20 protein-coding genes are annotated in these 15,078 nt (G+C 72.6%); 9 read left to right on the top strand and 11 right to left on the bottom strand.

Annotation, left to right across the window (positions count from 1 at the left end; all coding sequences use genetic code 11):
- Positions 1–146: 146 nt before the first annotated feature.
- Entirely contained in the window at positions 147–1,007 is an 861-nt protein-coding gene (locus tag ACJ73U_RS00600; protein ID WP_407775484.1) for a TetR/AcrR family transcriptional regulator, read from the bottom strand.
- Between the two features lie 94 nt (positions 1,008–1,101).
- Here ACJ73U_RS00600 and ACJ73U_RS00595 point away from each other — a divergent pair, with 94 nt between their 5' ends.
- The 3 genes from ACJ73U_RS00595 to ACJ73U_RS00585 all read left to right on the top strand — a co-directional run bounded on the left by ACJ73U_RS00595 (position 1,102) and on the right by ACJ73U_RS00585 (position 3,139).
- Positions 1,102–1,590 (top strand): nitroreductase/quinone reductase family protein, encoded by a 489-nt coding sequence (locus ACJ73U_RS00595; RefSeq protein ID WP_407775483.1) that lies wholly within the window; start codon positions 1,102–1,104, stop codon positions 1,588–1,590.
- 16 nt (positions 1,591–1,606) lie between these two features.
- A complete protein-coding gene (locus ACJ73U_RS00590; protein WP_407775482.1) occupies positions 1,607–2,320 on the top strand; it encodes a YceI family protein in 714 nt (237 codons plus the stop codon).
- A 285-nt stretch (positions 2,321–2,605) separates the two neighbouring features.
- Positions 2,606–3,139, top strand: a complete 534-nt coding sequence (locus tag ACJ73U_RS00585; RefSeq protein WP_407775481.1) for a DUF2231 domain-containing protein — start codon at positions 2,606–2,608, stop codon at positions 3,137–3,139.
- 11 nt (positions 3,140–3,150) lie between these two features.
- On the opposite strand, the gene ACJ73U_RS00580 is transcribed toward ACJ73U_RS00585, so the two are convergent.
- The 5 genes from ACJ73U_RS00580 to ACJ73U_RS00560 are packed head-to-tail and all read right to left on the bottom strand — an operon-like array spanning position 3,151 to position 6,338.
- Positions 3,151–3,348 carry a ferredoxin gene (locus ACJ73U_RS00580; protein ID WP_407775480.1) on the bottom strand — a complete coding sequence of 66 codons (198 nt, stop codon included), beginning with the start codon at positions 3,346–3,348 and terminating at the stop codon, positions 3,151–3,153.
- Entirely contained in the window at positions 3,345–4,622 is a 1,278-nt protein-coding gene (locus ACJ73U_RS00575; protein ID WP_407775479.1) for an NADH-ubiquinone oxidoreductase-F iron-sulfur binding region domain-containing protein, read from the bottom strand. Before ACJ73U_RS00575 ends, ACJ73U_RS00580 begins: the two co-directional genes overlap by 4 nt.
- On the bottom strand, positions 4,619–5,182 hold the full coding sequence (locus ACJ73U_RS00570; RefSeq protein ID WP_407775478.1) for a ferric reductase-like transmembrane domain-containing protein: 564 nt from the start codon (positions 5,180–5,182) through the stop codon (positions 4,619–4,621). The genes ACJ73U_RS00575 and ACJ73U_RS00570 overlap by 4 nt, the downstream gene beginning before the upstream one ends.
- Entirely contained in the window at positions 5,179–6,102 is a 924-nt protein-coding gene (locus ACJ73U_RS00565; RefSeq protein ID WP_407775477.1) for an FAD:protein FMN transferase, read from the bottom strand. The genes ACJ73U_RS00570 and ACJ73U_RS00565 overlap by 4 nt, the downstream gene beginning before the upstream one ends.
- Positions 6,099–6,338, bottom strand: a complete 240-nt coding sequence (locus ACJ73U_RS00560) for a hypothetical protein (protein ID WP_407775476.1) — start codon at positions 6,336–6,338, stop codon at positions 6,099–6,101. Before ACJ73U_RS00560 ends, ACJ73U_RS00565 begins: the two co-directional genes overlap by 4 nt.
- A gap of 301 nt (positions 6,339–6,639) precedes the next feature.
- Here ACJ73U_RS00560 and ACJ73U_RS00555 point away from each other — a divergent pair, with 301 nt between their 5' ends.
- Positions 6,640–7,065, top strand: a complete 426-nt coding sequence (locus tag ACJ73U_RS00555) for a hypothetical protein (RefSeq protein WP_407775475.1) — start codon at positions 6,640–6,642, stop codon at positions 7,063–7,065.
- On the opposite strand, the gene ACJ73U_RS00550 is transcribed toward ACJ73U_RS00555, so the two are convergent.
- Together ACJ73U_RS00550 and ACJ73U_RS00545 are read right to left on the bottom strand one after the other, a co-directional pair.
- On the bottom strand, positions 7,047–7,625 hold the full coding sequence (locus ACJ73U_RS00550) for a dihydrofolate reductase family protein (protein ID WP_407775474.1): 579 nt from the start codon (positions 7,623–7,625) through the stop codon (positions 7,047–7,049). The two genes, ACJ73U_RS00555 and ACJ73U_RS00550, sit on opposite strands and share 19 nt — an antisense overlap.
- A gap of 347 nt (positions 7,626–7,972) precedes the next feature.
- On the bottom strand, positions 7,973–8,593 hold the full coding sequence (locus ACJ73U_RS00545; protein ID WP_407775473.1) for a C39 family peptidase: 621 nt from the start codon (positions 8,591–8,593) through the stop codon (positions 7,973–7,975).
- Positions 8,594–8,741: 148 nt separating this feature from the next.
- On the opposite strand from ACJ73U_RS00545, the gene ACJ73U_RS00540 reads away from it, so the two are divergent.
- Positions 8,742–9,695 (top strand): LuxR C-terminal-related transcriptional regulator, encoded by a 954-nt coding sequence (locus ACJ73U_RS00540; RefSeq protein ID WP_407775472.1) that lies wholly within the window; start codon positions 8,742–8,744, stop codon positions 9,693–9,695.
- Between the two features lie 62 nt (positions 9,696–9,757).
- On the opposite strand, the gene ACJ73U_RS00535 is transcribed toward ACJ73U_RS00540, so the two are convergent.
- Positions 9,758–10,762 (bottom strand): RDD family protein, encoded by a 1,005-nt coding sequence (locus ACJ73U_RS00535; RefSeq protein ID WP_407775471.1) that lies wholly within the window; start codon positions 10,760–10,762, stop codon positions 9,758–9,760.
- Positions 10,755–11,312: an HdeD family acid-resistance protein gene (locus tag ACJ73U_RS00530; RefSeq protein WP_407775470.1), complete on the bottom strand. Its 558-nt coding sequence runs from the start codon at positions 11,310–11,312 to the stop codon at positions 10,755–10,757. Before ACJ73U_RS00530 ends, ACJ73U_RS00535 begins: the two co-directional genes overlap by 8 nt.
- 140 nt (positions 11,313–11,452) lie before the next feature.
- Between ACJ73U_RS00530 and ACJ73U_RS00525 the strand changes: the two genes are divergently transcribed.
- Positions 11,453–11,878 (top strand): hypothetical protein, encoded by a 426-nt coding sequence (locus ACJ73U_RS00525; RefSeq protein WP_407775469.1) that lies wholly within the window; start codon positions 11,453–11,455, stop codon positions 11,876–11,878.
- Positions 11,879–11,883: 5 nt separating this feature from the next.
- On the opposite strand, the gene ACJ73U_RS00520 is transcribed toward ACJ73U_RS00525, so the two are convergent.
- On the bottom strand, positions 11,884–13,149 hold the full coding sequence (locus tag ACJ73U_RS00520) for a hypothetical protein (RefSeq protein ID WP_407775468.1): 1,266 nt from the start codon (positions 13,147–13,149) through the stop codon (positions 11,884–11,886).
- A gap of 80 nt (positions 13,150–13,229) precedes the next feature.
- Here ACJ73U_RS00520 and ACJ73U_RS00515 point away from each other — a divergent pair, with 80 nt between their 5' ends.
- The 3 genes from ACJ73U_RS00515 to ACJ73U_RS00505 all read left to right on the top strand — a co-directional run bounded on the left by ACJ73U_RS00515 (position 13,230) and on the right by ACJ73U_RS00505 (position 15,039).
- A complete protein-coding gene (locus tag ACJ73U_RS00515) occupies positions 13,230–14,141 on the top strand; it encodes a YhjD/YihY/BrkB family envelope integrity protein (protein WP_407775467.1) in 912 nt (303 codons plus the stop codon).
- Positions 14,141–14,434: a hypothetical protein gene (locus ACJ73U_RS00510; protein WP_407775466.1), complete on the top strand. Its 294-nt coding sequence runs from the start codon at positions 14,141–14,143 to the stop codon at positions 14,432–14,434. The genes ACJ73U_RS00515 and ACJ73U_RS00510 overlap by 1 nt, the downstream gene beginning before the upstream one ends.
- 104 nt (positions 14,435–14,538) lie before the next feature.
- Entirely contained in the window at positions 14,539–15,039 is a 501-nt protein-coding gene (locus ACJ73U_RS00505) for a DUF6069 family protein (RefSeq protein WP_407775465.1), read from the top strand.
- The last annotated feature ends 39 nt before the right edge of the window (positions 15,040–15,078 follow it).

Genomic DNA, 15,078 nt, shown 5'->3' with positions numbered 1-15,078 from the left:
TGGTCGCCGCGCACGAGCTGCGTGGACCGCTGACCACCCGACGAACCCTGTCGAGGCGGCGGCCGACGGCCCGTCGGCAAGCGAGGACCTGGCCCGCGCTCCTTCGTCACGCACATGACGACGCCGGTCACCTGGACGGGAGCGAGTCACGGTGGGGGCATGGTCAGCGAGTTCACCGCTTCCTGGACGGCGGCGACCCGCTGGCTGTCCCAGTCGATGGTGGGGTCCGGTTCGAGGAACGCCACGGCGATCCCGGCGATGCCCAGTGCCGGTAGCGACCAGTCCGCGGACGTCGTCGCGCCGAAGGGCTGCGCCTGCACCCGGTGGTCGGCGAGGTCCGGTGTGGACAGTGCCATGAGGATGAGGCCGCGGGCGGTGGCGCTGACCAGGGTCGCGACGGTCTCGAAGGTGGACCCCAGCTCGGCCCGCAGCCGGTAGCCGAACAGCGTGGCGATGTGTTCCCAGGCCATGGCGACCCGGGTGATGAACCCGTGCTCGGAGCGGGCGAGGATCTCCTGGATCCGCTCGCGCAGCCCCCCTTCGCCGAGGCTGAGGAACGTGGCGTGCAGGGCGAGGTAGGTGCGCCATTCCGCGGACCCGTAGAGCGCCTGGAAGTCCTGCAGCGCCGCCTGCCGGAACAGCTCCACCAGCAACGCGTGCCGTCCCTGTGACGTGTCGAGCCGATCTCGGTGCTCGCCCACGACCCGCTTGATCAGCCCGATGATCGCCTCGGTGTCGGCCGTGCTCGGGATCGCGGCCCTGGCGAGCTCGGTGACCAATTCGCTGAAGAACAGATCCTTGTAGGGCCACCGGCGGTAGACCGCGCTCCTCGCCACGTCGGCTTCCCGGATGACGTCCTCGAAACTGAGATGGTCCAGGCTCACCGTCAGCCCGGTGCGGCTGATCATCGCCATCGCCGCTTCGAGCATCCGCTGCGCGGTCTCCTCATCCGACAGGCGTCGGCCGCGGCGGCCCAGCCCTGTCGGCGCTCGGTCGGATCGGTCCATGTACCCCACTCCTTTGGTACTTTAGACTCTGTGTCTCAAGTCCCATGTCGAGCCAAGCTTACCGTGCGATGACCAGGACAAAGGAGGCACGATCATGTGGCCCTACTCCTCCGAGCGGCTGCGGACGATGTACCGCGGCGGCCACGCGGATGCCACCGCCCGGTGGTTCGCGCGCTTGTTGGCCGCCGTGTTCAGCCTGGGCCTGCTCCCCCGCCGCTGGGTGACCCTCGAGGTCACCGGCCGCCGGTCGGGGCGTCCGACCCGCTTCCCGCTGGGCATGGCGGACTGGCACGGCCAGTGGTACCTGGTGCCGATGCTGGGCGAGCGGTGCAACTGGGTCCGCAACGTCCGCGCCGCCGACGGGCACGCCGTCCTGCACCGCCGCGGCCGCCGCCCCTGCCGGCTGGTCGAGGTCCCGGTGGCGCAACGAGGCCCGATCCTCCAGCGCTACCTCGCCACCGTGCCCGGCGCCCGCCCGCACGTCCCACTCAGCCCCGGCGCGCCCCTCGCCGAGTTCGACGCCATCGCGCCGGACTACCCCGTCTTCCACGTCCTCCGCACCCCCACCCCGCCCCGACCCTGATCAAGGACGGTCCGACATGGTCACCTCATCACCCACCGCACAGGCACCCCAGCGCAGACCCCGCCGGAGACGACGGTGGACACGGCGCATCCTCATCGCCCTCGCCGCACTCGTCGTCCTGCTCGTCGCGTCGGTCGTCCTCTACGTGAAGTTCGCGCCGGTCCCCGCCCCGTTCACGCTGCCCGCCGCGACGGGTGCTCCCACCGGCCCACTCGCAGGCCAATGGGACGTCACGACCGGCTCCGCCGCCGGCTTCCGCATCCAGCAGACAGTCCTGTTCGCCAGCAACGACGTCGTGCAACGCACCGACTCCGTCACCGGCGGCCTCACCATCACCGGCGACCAGGCGACGGCCGCACGCTTCACCGTCGATCTCACCACCCTCACCACCGACGGCGCCACCACACCCCAGCTGGCCACCAGCCTCGACACCCGTCATCACCCCGAGGCCATCATCACCCTGGCCGAACCGCTCGCCCTCGACTCGACCATCGCCTCCGGCGAGGCCATCACCAAGACGGTCGGTGGGCAGCTGTCCCTGCGCGGCCAGACCCACCCCGTCACCGTCACCCTCATCGCCCGCCAGGACGGCGACGCTCTGCACACGGCGGGATCCATGCCGGTGCGGTTCGCCGACTGGGACATTCCCAGCCCCACCGGCTACGGCCCCTTCGGCTCGCTGGCCGACCACGGCACCGCCGAGTTCCGCCTCGTCCTCCACCACCGCTGACAACCGGCCGGCACACCGAACGCCGCGTCCCGCCGGCACATCGACTCACGCCGGCGCGGGCGCCGGCGCGCGGAACCGGGACACGTCGAGCGGAAGTGATCTCGCCCAGCGCCCCGAACATCGTCGCGCCGTCGCGCCGTCGCCGAACGACCTGCAAGGCACGGTGGGACCACGCGCGAAGACGCCGTACGCGTGGAGTTCCAAGACTCTTCCCAGATTCAGCGGCCACTATCCCTGGATGACCACGCGGGACCACCGGGCCCCGCCCCGCAGGGAAGGCCACACATGCCCGCATTCATCGCCGGTCTGCCACTGCACGCGCTCGTGGTGCACGCGGTCGTCGTGCTCGTCCCGCTCGCCGTGCTCACCGGCATCGTCGTCGCGGTATGGCCGACAGCCCGACGACGATACGGCTGGCCCGTCGTCGCTCTCGCGGCGCTCGCGACCCTCGCCATCCCGATCGCCACCAGCACCGGCGAGGAACTACGCGACCGCCTGCCGGACGACGCACTGATCGACACACACGCCGAACTCGGCGACCAACTACTCGCGTTCGTCGTGCCGATGACCGTCACGCTCGCCGCGCTGACCCTGCTGGACCACTACCGCGCCCGCACCACCCGCGCCAACGGCCCCGGCACCACAACCTCCCCCGTGCCGCGCTGGGCCCGACCCGCCGCGCTCGCGCTCACCGTCCTGATCATCGGCTTCGCCGCCGTCTCCGCCGTGCAGGTCGTGCGCATCGGCGACTCCGGCGCACGCGCCGTCTGGCACGACACCAAATACGTCGCGCCCACCCACCACGGCGACGACGACTGAACACCACCGGATCAGCGGCGCAGCCGCAGCGCCAGCGTCGGGCACGCGGCGACGGCGACCGCCGCGTCCGCCCGCAGCCGGCTGGTCACCGGACCCGGAGCGATGATCGGGTAGCCCCATTCGTCGAGCTCGATCATCTCGGGGAGCAGTTCGGCGCACATGCCGTGTGCGCGGCAGGCGATCGGGTCCACGCGCAGTTCCCCGGTCATCGCGGCCATCTCCCTGATCGGTGCAGTCTGATGTGGACACGGCGGGAGTACCTGCAGGGGCGACCGGCGAGGTGGTCGCGGACGTCCGGGGCGAACGTGTGCAGTGCGCTGCGGGCGAGCCGCACGGCGCCGTCGGGATGCCGGCACGCGCCGCGACCGCCGACCACGTCGAGGTGGTGCCGCAGCCGTGCGCCGACGTGCCCGCCCCGCGCGAGCATGGCGAGGTCGTCCGCCAGTGCGGGTAGCCCGAACATGCACGGCCCGCACTGGGACGCCGACTGGGCGGCGAGGTAGTGCATGATCCGGGCCGTCTCGGCCAGCCCGCAGGCGTCGGGCGGCAGCACGAACAGCGCACCGACACCGAGCGTCGCACCCGCGTCGGTCAGTTCGCGGTGGGCCAGCGGCACCCGGCACGCGGCCGGCAGCGGCAGCCATGCCCCGCCGACGCCGCCGACGAGCACGGCCGGCGTGGTGGGGGCGGGCCTGGCGACGCCCAGCACGCGGTCGATCGGTGTGCCCAGGGCGATCTCGTACACGCCTGCCTTGCCGACCGCGCCGGAAAGCGTGACCAGTGTCGTGCCGGGCGACTCGGCGGTGCCCTGGGTGCGGAACCAGGCCGGCCCGAAGCGGGCGATGAGCGCGAGCTGCGCGAGGGTCTCGGCGTTCGACACCAGCGTGGGTCGGCCGCCGACGCCACGCTCGTCCGGGCGGGGTGGTTTCGTGGTCGGTCGGGCGTCGCCGGTGTTGATCAGGTTGACCAGTGCCGACTCCTCGCTCGCCACATACCGCTGCGGCACCGGCTGCAGGCGGGTCGCGACCGGGTCGCCCTGTCGTTCGGCCAGTGCCGCGTGCACCACGCCGGCGAGCGGATCGCCCTCGTGGTGGCAGAGGATGATCTCGACAGCCGCGATCGCGTGCGCGGCGAGCACCGCTCCGTCGAGTACCAGGTGCGGGGCGAGCGCGAGCAGCGTGTGGTCCTTCTCGCTGACCGGCTCGCCCTCGCAGGCGTTGACGACGACCGTCGCCCGACGCGGCCCGGCCGCCACCGCGCGCAGCTTGCGAGCCGTCGGGAAGCCCGCGCCGCCGCGGCCACGCAGCCCGGCCAGCTCGATGGCGGTGAGGAGGTCATCCGGCGCGACGGCGAGCGGCAGGGGACCGTAGCGGGCGCGATGGGCGGCGAGGCCCGCGGCGCGCCGCTCCTCCCGCCACCCCGCGAGCAGCCGTTGGTCGGCGCCGGCCGGTGGGGGCACCACCGACGCGTACGACGTGTTCACCGCACGCCCTCGGGTGCGCCCCGCCGAGCCTCGGTATCCGCGTGTACGACGGTCGCCCGCCACACGCAGGCCGACGCCACCGCCAACACGCACGCCCCGACCACCGCGAGCACCCAGCCGATCCGGCTGTCCGCACCACCGATGCCGACCCCGTGCGTGACGGCTACCGGCCAGCACGCGTACGCCGTCCAGTGCAGCCCCCGCCACAGGCGCGGGTTGACGTGCGGGCGCAGCAGGCTGGACACCAGCAGTGCGACGAACAGGTCGAACGCGATCGCACCGAGCCCGAGCCAGAACGGCTGGTAGACCGACACGAACGGGAGCACGGCGTCCAGCCAGGCGATTCCCGCGTAGCCGTCGATGATCGCCGTGCTCACGTGCACCACCACGAACGTGAGGGTGAGCAGTGTGAGGTTGCGGTGCAGCGCGGTCACCGCGAACCGCGGCCAGCGCGCGGAGGACACCCGCCCACCGCTGAGCGCGCCGAGCACGACGACAGACGTGAGCAGCACCAGCGACAGCAGGCCGGTCGCGCGGCTGGCGTACCACAGGACGTTCACGACGCACACTCCACACCGGACGGCCAGCCGTCGGTGACGCGGACCGTGCCGTCGACCCCGACCAGCCGGGCCGGCAGTCCGCGCACCGCGAGCCAGCCGGGCGCGTCCTCCCCCAGCACGATCGCCGCGGTGGCGGCGGTGTTCGCGGACACGCAGCCGCGGGCCGCCACGCTCACCGTGCGCCACACCGCGGCCGGCAGGTCACCGGTGCGTGGGTCCACGATGTGGTGGATGGTTCGCCCGCCGCGCCGCCAGCGCCGCCGTGTCGTGCTGGACGTCGCGAGCCCACCCCGGTCGAAGGCGATCACCGGATCGCGGGCTGGATCGGTCACGGCGTGGTCCTCGCCGACGGTGATCCGCCAACCGCCGTCCGGCGCCGGCCCGGACACCGCCACGTCACCGCCGAGGTTGACGAGGACACCACAGCCGAGTTCGCCTGCCAGCCCGGTGGCGGCCCGGTCCGCGGCGAACGCCTTGGCCGTCGCGCCGAGGTCGAGACTGACCCCGCGCGGCAGCAGGACCCGGCCCGTGGCGGCGTTCATCGTGACCCGCCACCAACCGGGAGCGGGCCGCGCCTTGTGCACCGGCGGCCCGTCGAGGGCCACCCGGGCGAAGTCACGGTCGTAGCCGAGGTCGCGGACCGCGTGCCCGACGGTCGGATCCACCAGCCCGCCGCTGCGCTCGGCCGCCCACAGCGCCACGTCGAGGGCGTCGAACAGCAGCGGGCTGACGGTGGTACACACGCCGGCCGCCTCGTGCAGGCGGGAGATCTCCGAGTCGGCGCGGAACCGGCTGCAGGCCACGTCGAGCTCGGCCAGCTGGGTGCGCAACGCGTCCGCCGCCCGCGCCAGCCGTCCCGGCTCGGTCACCACGACCTGCGCGGTCGTGCCCAGCGCGGGGAACGACGTCGTGGCGGTCATGACCCACCCGTCGATCCGTGGCTCGGCGCGCCGTCGCCGGGCAGCGTGACCGGCGGCCCACCCCACTGGGACCCGTCGTCCGACGAGCCCGTCCCGGTGCTCGCCCCGTCGTCGTCGGTCACCGAGCCGTCCGACCCCGAACCACCACCCGACGCGGTGCTCGCCGACTGCTGTGCGAACGCCACACCGGCCACCACGGCCACCGCGGTGGCCCCGATCGCCACCAGCCGAGTCACCATCGACACCCGACGGCGCCCTTCCTCACGCCGGGTGATCCGCCCAGGTAGTCCAGTGTTCACCGCACACTTCCCTTCTCGCCCTGAACCCAGTCTTGGCCCAAAATCTTGGGGAATCCTGGGAACTCGCGAACACCCGCGGTGCGGCCCACACAGGCCAACACGCGCCGCGACGACCGATACAGGGCGGTCGGCTCGAACCCGGGCGTACCGGCTACTGGGGACTTGCGGCTCGCGACAGGACTACGGTTCGTCCACGCCGTGCGGGACAGCGTCCACACAGGACGAACACCGTTGGGAGATGGCCTACCGGCGCGCGCTGGGAGACGCCGAGCCGAGGTCTTCGCGCCCACCGAGGATCCGCGGCCTACCGGCGCGCGCTGGGAGAACACCCGGCCGCGACGACGCCGAGACCCTGGTCGCCAGGCTCGTCCCGGCCGGGACCGCAGTCCGTGCCCCGCTCGTCGCCGAGGTGCTGCGGGGTTGCCGCCCGGCCGTCGCGGCGACCGGACTGACGCGGGGCGCGGTCCGGCAGATCGAGCGGGCCCGCACGGCGGCGGAGCTGCTGGCTGCCGGCGCCCGGCCGCCGACGTCGTCGCCAAGCTCGGCTACTTCGACGAGCCGCACCTGGCCCGGGCACCGCGCTCCTACGTCGGACGCACCGTCGGGCAGCTGGGCAAGGGCACGGGCGGGCGCGATCGCCCTCGATCAGCGCTTGACGTCGTAGACCAGCTTCAGGATCCCGTTCGGGTAGCTCTCCGACTCCCGCAGCGTCAGCATGTGCTTGTCCCGGTCGGCCCGGCCGAACAGGCTCTTCCCGGCACCGAGCAGCACAGGGAAGACGAGCAGGTTGTACTGGTCGATCAGGCCCGCGTCCGACAGCCGCCGGGCCAGCTCCGCGCTCCCGTGGATGAAGACCGCGCCGCCCTCGCTCTCCTTGAGCGCGGCGACGTCCTCGGTCGACCGCAGGATGGTCGTCGGCCCCCACCCGCCGACGAGCGCGTCGTCGGACAGCGTGGTCGACACCACGTACTTGGGCAACTCCTTGTAGTCGCCGTGGTCCTCCGAACCGGGCCAGACCGGCGCGAACGCCTCGTAGCTGCGGCGGCCGAACATCAGCGCCGTCGTGTCGGCGAGCTCCTCACCCTTCAGCGACCAGGCTTCCGGGACGAACTCCAGATCCTTGAACACCCACCCACCGCTGCGGTGCTCCTCCCCCGGCCCGCCGCCGGGCGAGTCCACGACGCCGTCGAGCGACATGAAACCGGTGTAGACCAGGTCGCGCATCGCGCTGTTCTCCTCATGATCGGGCGAGCTGCGGGCCACGCTACACCGCGGCCGCGGCGACCGTCTCGAATGGAAACGACACCGGGTCGAGAAAGCATGGCCGCTCTTGGTGGCGAGGAGGTGTGGAACTGGCGCAGCCCCACGCCGCCGGAGGAGACGGGGCGCGGAGCCAGCAGGATCCGCTGGGCCGCCGCAAGCAGTGGAAGCAGCGGGAGCACGAGGATGTGCGGTGTCAGCCACCAATACGCGTTGCCGACGTGAAGCCATTCGAGTGAGTCATGCCAAACCGGCGAGGAGCAGGCCCGGCACGGCTGCCGAAACCACCGTTGGCCGCCGTGCCGGCCTGTTCAGGCGCTGTAGCCCTTGGGAGGAATGAGGGTCGCGAGCTGGTTGAACGTGAGCCAGTAGATCTGGTTGCCGCCGAAGCTGGCCGGGTCGGCGATCTTCACCGTCATGTTCGAGTCGTTGTAGCCGATCACCGTGAAGTAGTGGTAGATCGTGTAGTTCGGGTAGCCCGGCGGGTGGTTGTTCGCCGGGGCCACGATGTTCGCGACGATCGGGTAGTTGTTGTCGATGTTCAACACGACGTCGCGCCACAGCAGGTCGCGTTGTGCCTGGGTCGGCGGGTCGTTGGGCATCTCCTTGGTCTCGTACCAGCCGACGTAGCCGGACAGCACCCTGGTGACCTGGCCGATCCAGTCGGTGCCGTTGGTCGTCGTGCCCAACTCGGCGGCGAGCTGGGCCTGGGTTCGGTAGATGCCGCGGGCGGACAACGCGATCCGGGTGGCCGCGGGCCCGCACCAGTACCCGGTCTGCTGGACCTGGTAGTCGATCTGGAGCACGTGCTCGCCCTGGACGTGCACGTCCGCCGGCTCGACGCCGGCCGGGTTCGCGCTCGCGAGCGGTGCGGCGAGCACGGGTGCCACGGCCGCGGCCGCGACCACGAGTGCGAGGAGGGTGCTGCGCATGAGGATCTCCTGACGGCAGGGTGTTGGTGAGAATTCACCAACTGTCGGGAATTTCCGTTTTGATCGTGACAGCGCCGTGCGACCATTGCCAGACCTGTTCACTGGCTCACCTGCGCCATAACGCATCTGCGCCACGCCGGGAGGTGCCGTGTTCGACGTCCTCGATCCGAACAGCGTTCGTGGCCGGGTCTACCGGGCGCTCACCCGGCTCGGTCGATCCGGTGTGGACAGGCTGGGCGACGCCACCGGCATGTCCAGCCCGGAGCTGGTCGGCGTCCTGGGCGAGTTGGCCGAGCTGGACGTGGTCGCGCGGGTCGACGGCGCCTGGCTGGCACACCCGCCGGCGCGGGTGATGGCGGAGGTACTGCGCGTCGAGGAGGACCGGCGGGCGGCGTTGTGGCGGGCCGGCACCGAACTGGACGAGCTGTACCGCCTGACCCACCGGCTCGGGGGAAGACCGGAGGTGGAACCGGTCATGGACCTGGCGGAGCTGTTCGTGCTCACAGAACGCGTGCAGGAGCGCTCGACCGAGCGGGTCCGCTGGCTGGACCGCCCGCCCTACCGCAGCAGCCCGGCGAGGTTCACCTCCCAGGAGTCACTGCAGACCAGGCGGATGGCCGCCGGAGTGCGCTACCGCGTGCTCTACCACCGCGCGGTGTACGACGACCTGGACCTGTTCGCCGGGGTGACCAGGATGATCGAGCACGGGGAGGACGCCCGCGTGCTCGCGGACCACCCGGTGAAACTCCTCATCGGCGACGACCGGATCGCGCTGCTGGTCCCGGAGCCGGCACGGGCCGGTGTCGAGGGCGCGCTCGTGGTGCACGCTTCCGGTCTGCTCCAGGCGTTCGCCGGTCTCTTCGAGACACTGTGGACACTCGGCGTGCCGGTCTCCACCGCCACGCCGGCCACCCAGCTGTCCGATGAGGACCGAAAGATCATCACCCTGATGGCCGCCGGCCTGACCGACGAGGCGATCGCCAGACGGCTCAACCTCTCCCGCAGGACAGTAGTCCGGCGCATCGCCGCACTACTGGACCGGCTCGGCGCGACCACGCGCTTCCAGGCCGGTGTGCAGGCGGCGAACCGGGGCTGGCTCTGACCTGCCGCCATGCTGCTCGCTGCCACGCGGCTCCGTATATGCCGCAACGACCAACCGAGGCCTCAGCCGGCTGCCGTCGATGCCGCTCTTCCGCCGTCGTGGTGCCAGTCGTAGACCACGTTCGTGCGGAGGAGTTTGTCCTGTAGGGAGCGTCTGGTCGGGCCGATGGCCGCGAATGCCAGGCCGACGGGGAACAGCACGTACAGCGCGGCCCGGGCGGTGGCTCTTGGCCAGTCGAGCAGTTCGCGGTCCCGGCTCAGCACGCGGTAGCCGAGCACGCTGCCGCCGACGCTGCGGCCGGTGGTCACCCAGCCTGTGGTCAGGTACACGATCGCCACCGACACGGACACCACCAGTGACAGCAGCACCGACGGTTGCGGCCAGTGGAACGACGCCGGCCACACCACGAACCGCAGACCCGCCACGCAGAAGTAGAGCAGGAAGGTGAGCGCCGCGACGGCGGCGGCGTCGAGAACAGCGCCCAGCAGGCGGGAGACGACGCCCGCCGGCCGGTAGTGCGCGACCTCGGCCGGCAGGTTGCCCACCGCGCCGGTCGGTGGTGGGGCGGGGCGGCGCAGGACGCGGGCGACCCCGCGGGTCACCGCGCTGTCGGCGCGGATCGCGCGGGTGCGGACGCCGCTCACCGCCTCGGACGTGAAGATGTCGCTCGACTCGCGGACGATTTCCGGTAGGTCGATCTCGTCGAGCAGCCGGTTGGCGATGGCCGCGGTGTCGACTCGTTCGACGACGGCGTCGACGTCGAGGTCGGCGGCTACCGCGTCGAGGTCGATGTGTTCGCGGACCAGCGCGGTGAGGTCGACGGCGGCGAGCGCGACGCCGAGCACGCGCACGATCGTCTGCCGCAGGACCAGGTCGGCGTTGGCCTGGGCCCGTTCCGCGGTCGCCGACGCGAGGCGGGCGGCCGGTGGGAACACCGTGGCGGCGGTCCGGGTGGCCGTCCGGAAGGTCCACCTGGCCAGGCCGACGGCCGTCGTGGCGGCGCCGAGGACCAGGTCGGACGCGCCGGTCCGCGCCGGTGTGTCCGATGTGGACGGATGCTCAGCCACGGCGGGGCACGAAGGCGCCGAGGATCGCGATCAGGCCGGTCAGCACGAGCCCGATGCCGAACAACCAGACCATGGTGGACACGCTGGTGACCGGGTATACCAGCACGACGACGCCGATGGCGATGCTGACGAGGCCGGACGCGATCGCCCAGCCGCCCCCGCCGGTGAAGCCGTGGAAGAGGTCCAGCGCGCCGCTGATGACGCACGAGATGCCGAACAGCAGCACCAGCAACGCGATCGTCCGCGTCGGCGAACGCAGGCACAGGATGCCCACGACGACGAGCAGGATGCCCAGCAACAGGAACAGGACCCGGGCCGCCACGCTGTCGACGGCGAACGTGAACGCCGTGACGGCGCGGACGACGCCGACGACGATGAACTGGATGCCCACGATCACGGCGACGGCGACCAGTGTGCCGCCGGGCCAGGCCAGGATCACCCCGCCCGCCACGGCGGTCACCAGGCCGAGGCCGACCCGCAGGGCTCGCGGTACGCCGAAGCTCGCCGGTGCGGCGAGCGCACCGCGCGATGTGGATCCGATCGCGCTCATCGAACACCTCCACGTGGGAGAGCGGTAGGCGACCACCTTCCCCCGGGACGCCGCGGTGCCCATCCCCCGCGGCGGGTGAGGTCGCACCTCATCAGGAACGTGCGAGGCGCCTGCCGGTGGCCCTGCCGACGATCGTGGTCATGACCCCACGGAACCTGGTGCTCTTGGGCGCGTTGGTGATCGCCGGCTGCTCGTCGGGCACCGGCGAGCAGAGCGCCCCCGCCACGACCACCACGATCGTGTCCGTGCGACCGGACTGCGCCGCGATCGCCGACAACGCACGCGGGCTCGCGGCGGAGCTGGAACAGTTGGCCATCGGGGACACCACCGTCGACGACGTGCGGGCGGCGGCGGACGGGTTGGCCCGCGCGGTCGACGACGCCAAGGCCACCGTCGGACCGGACGCCCGCGCACAGTTCGAGGAGGCCGGGCAGGCCCTGCGGCAGGTGCAGGACTCCCTGGCCGCACAGCCGGTCGACTGGTCGGGAGTACACGCCGGGGCCGACGCCCTGGTCACCGCGCTGCGCGGCGTGGCCGACGTCTGCGACCCGGCCCCGACGTCGTGACCGACCTAGGGTGGCGCCGGTTGGTCCAGGAACTGGATGACGGCGAGGCAGACCGCGAGCAGTGCCGCGAGCAGCAGCACCGCGACCCCGCTCGGCCGGTCGAGGAAGACGAAGGCGAGCACCGCGAGCACGACCGAGGTCGCGCGCAGTGCGGCTCGCCAGGCGTGCACCCACGCGCCGACCGGGCCCGACCGCACGCCGGCCCGGTCGCGCAGCCAGGTCAGGGACCGCGCGGCACCCCGGCGGACCCGCACGGCGGTCACCGCCGGGCCGGCGAGGAACGCACCCACCGCGACCACCAGGCCCAGCACGAAGAGCATCCGCAGGGCGTCGCGCAGGAACCGGACCAGGATGTCGTAGGACGCGGCCGCCGCGGCCGCCGCCTGTCCGGGCACGCCGTCCACCAGCACCGCCCGGCTGATCGCCAGTGCCACCGCGAGCGCGAGCATGCTCACCGCGAACCCGGCACCGCTCCACACCACCGCGCGCCGGTGGTCGCGGGCGACGTAGACGCCCAGGGCCAGCAGCGCGACCACCACCCACGGCAGCCAGGTCGCCAGCCGGCGCAGGGTGACGTAGGCGGCCCGCGCCGCCACCAGCCGGTCCGCGGCGGCGATCGCGATCGTGGGATGCACGGCCGGCACGTTGTCCGCCGCGGTGAGCCCTGCCTCGACCAGCTGCCGCTTCGCGATCTCGATGAACGGCGCCAGGTCGAGCACCACCCGGTCGCCCCGGATCGCGATCGCCGAGTTCGACCCGGACAGCACGCCCTCGACCTGTTCGTGCGCCACCCGGACCACCCGGTCCCAGGCGCGGGCGAACTGCTCGGTCGCGACCAGCTCCCCCACCCGGTCGCGCACGAAGTCACGCACGCTGTTCGCGATTGGCCCGGTGAGCCCGTGCAGCCGGTCCGCGACCCGCGGCGGCAGTCCCTGGCCGGCGAGGGCGTCGACCGCCTCGTCGGCCAGGCCACGCACGTCGACGTAGCCGAAGACGGTGTCGGTCACCCGGTCGGTCACGGCCGCGCGGACGGCCGGGTCGCGGATCAGCGGGCTCACCGTCGCGACGAACCGGTCGGTGTCGGCGACCTGGTTGTGCAGCCACGCGCTGGTGAGGGCGACCGGCGCGAGCAGGCATCCGAGCACGACGAGCGCCCCGGCCAGGACCGACCGGCCCCGCGCGCGGGGCACGCGCCGCTGCCGCACCTCGGCACGCAGCCGCTCCAGTTCGGCGCGTTCGTCCTGGTCCAACGCGGGGGAATCCTCGGACACGGTCGGCCTCCCAGTTGGTCGGTCGGCACAGCGTGCGCAGGGCCGGCCGCCGGCACCTCGCCCGGCGTGGATGAGCCGCCGTGAGCCAGCGCCTGCGCCTGCTCTACGACCAGGCGGTCGCCGCGACCGACCGCCACCGGTCGCTGTCGGTCGGGTTCGCCGTGGTGCGCCGCGACGTCGAGGTCTGCGGCACACTGCTCGCCGGGGCGCTCGCGTTCCGGCTGTTCATCTGGCTGCTGCCGTGCTGCCTGCTGCTGACCTCGGTGCTCGGCTTCGCCACGACCAGCGTCCGCTCGCTCGACGAGCTCAGCAGGGACCTCGGCATGAGCCCGCTGACGGCGAGCATGCTCCGGCAGGTCGCCGCACAGGCGGAGCACGGCCGCTACCTCACCATGGTCGTGAGCCTCGTGCTGCTGTCCTGGGCGGGGCTCACGCTCGGCCGCGCCCTGGACCGCGTCCACGACCGGATCTGGCATGGTCGCCGCGGTCGCGGGCCGAAGCCGGCCCTGGCGCGGGCGGCCCGCTACAACGGCGCGCTGCTGCTGGTCGTGGTGGGCAACCTCGCCGCTCCCGTCGTCGTCGCCGCCACCGGTGGCTCCGCCGCGGTGGTCTCCCTGCCGTCACTGGCGTTCTACCTGGCCACCGGGATGGTCGTGCTGAGCGGCGAGTGGCCGCTGGGGTGGCGTGCGACGTGGCCGGGCGCCCTCCTGCTCGCGCTCGGGATCGAGGGCCTGCACCTGGCGGCCGTGGTGTTCCTGCCGAGCGCGGTGGCCCGCTCGTCGCAGCTGTACGGGACCCTCGGCATCGCGGCCTCCCTGTTGCTGTGGCTGGCCTTCCTGTCCCGGCTCCTCGTGCTCGGCCAGGTGCTCAACGCCGTCCTGGCGCGGCGGCGGGCACACTGCCCACCTCCTTCGGGTGATGCGCCCCCTCCGGCGGCGGCACAACCTGTGCCCGGCGACGGGGACGGCCAGGCCGGAGGTCGGGACGCGTGATGCGACGACGAACGCGGGTCGACACCCGCGGCCACGCCCAGCTCAACACGCCGGTCGCCGGTGCGCGGGTACGGCCGGCCACCGACGCGGAGGAGGTGGCGGAGAGAGCGCGGACCCCGGACCGGCCTCGGGTGTTGCCCCTGGCCTGCGGGGTGCTCACCGGCCTGGCCGGCGTAGCGCTGCTGGTCTGGCCCGCGCTGTGGGTGACGCTCGGCGCGGTGCTGGTCGCGCTCGGGCTCGTGATGGTTCTCGACGCGGTGCGGGCGCGGTCCGCTGCCGCCCGGAAGAGATAGGGGTTCGCGATGTACATGGTCGTGATGGTGTTCACGGTGCCGGTCGTGGTGATGATCGGCACGCTGCTGCTCGAACGCCTGGAACGCAGGATGGGTGGCACGCGATGACCGCGCCGCACGCACAGGCCGGTCACCTGGATCCCGCCCGGCTCTGGTCGGGCGGGGCCGCGACGGCGGTCGTCGCCGCGTTGACCGCCGTCGTCGGGATCCTGCTGGCCCGGGGCGTGTTCGACGTGCCCGTACTGGCGCCGAAGGGGGACGGTGTGTGGGGCGACGCGAACACCATGGCCTACGCGCTGGTCGCGGCCGCGGGCGCGCTCGTGGCGACCGCGCTGGTGCAGGTCCTGGCCGCCACCACGCCGCGGTTCCGCACGTTCTTCACCTGGATCATGATGCTCGCGACCGCGGTCGCGACGATCGCCCCGCTGGGGCTCGACGTGGCGCCGAGCAGCAGGGTCGCGACGTCGCTGATCAACATGGTGATCGGCATCGCCATCACCTCGATCACGAACGTGGTCGTCCGCAGCGCCTACCGGCGCCCGCCGCCGGACTACTTCGCCCCGAACCCGGGCGACGAGACCGAACTCGGCGGCGAGCCGTGGTGAGCCAGCCCTGACACCGATCCCTGACACCCCGCGGCGGGG

The organism is Actinophytocola sp. (assembly GCF_045807065.1).
Lineage (GTDB): Bacteria > Actinomycetota > Actinomycetes > Mycobacteriales > Pseudonocardiaceae > Actinophytocola.
The sequence above is the reverse complement of the archived record's forward strand: the minus strand, read 5'-3'. Positions and strand labels throughout refer to the sequence as shown.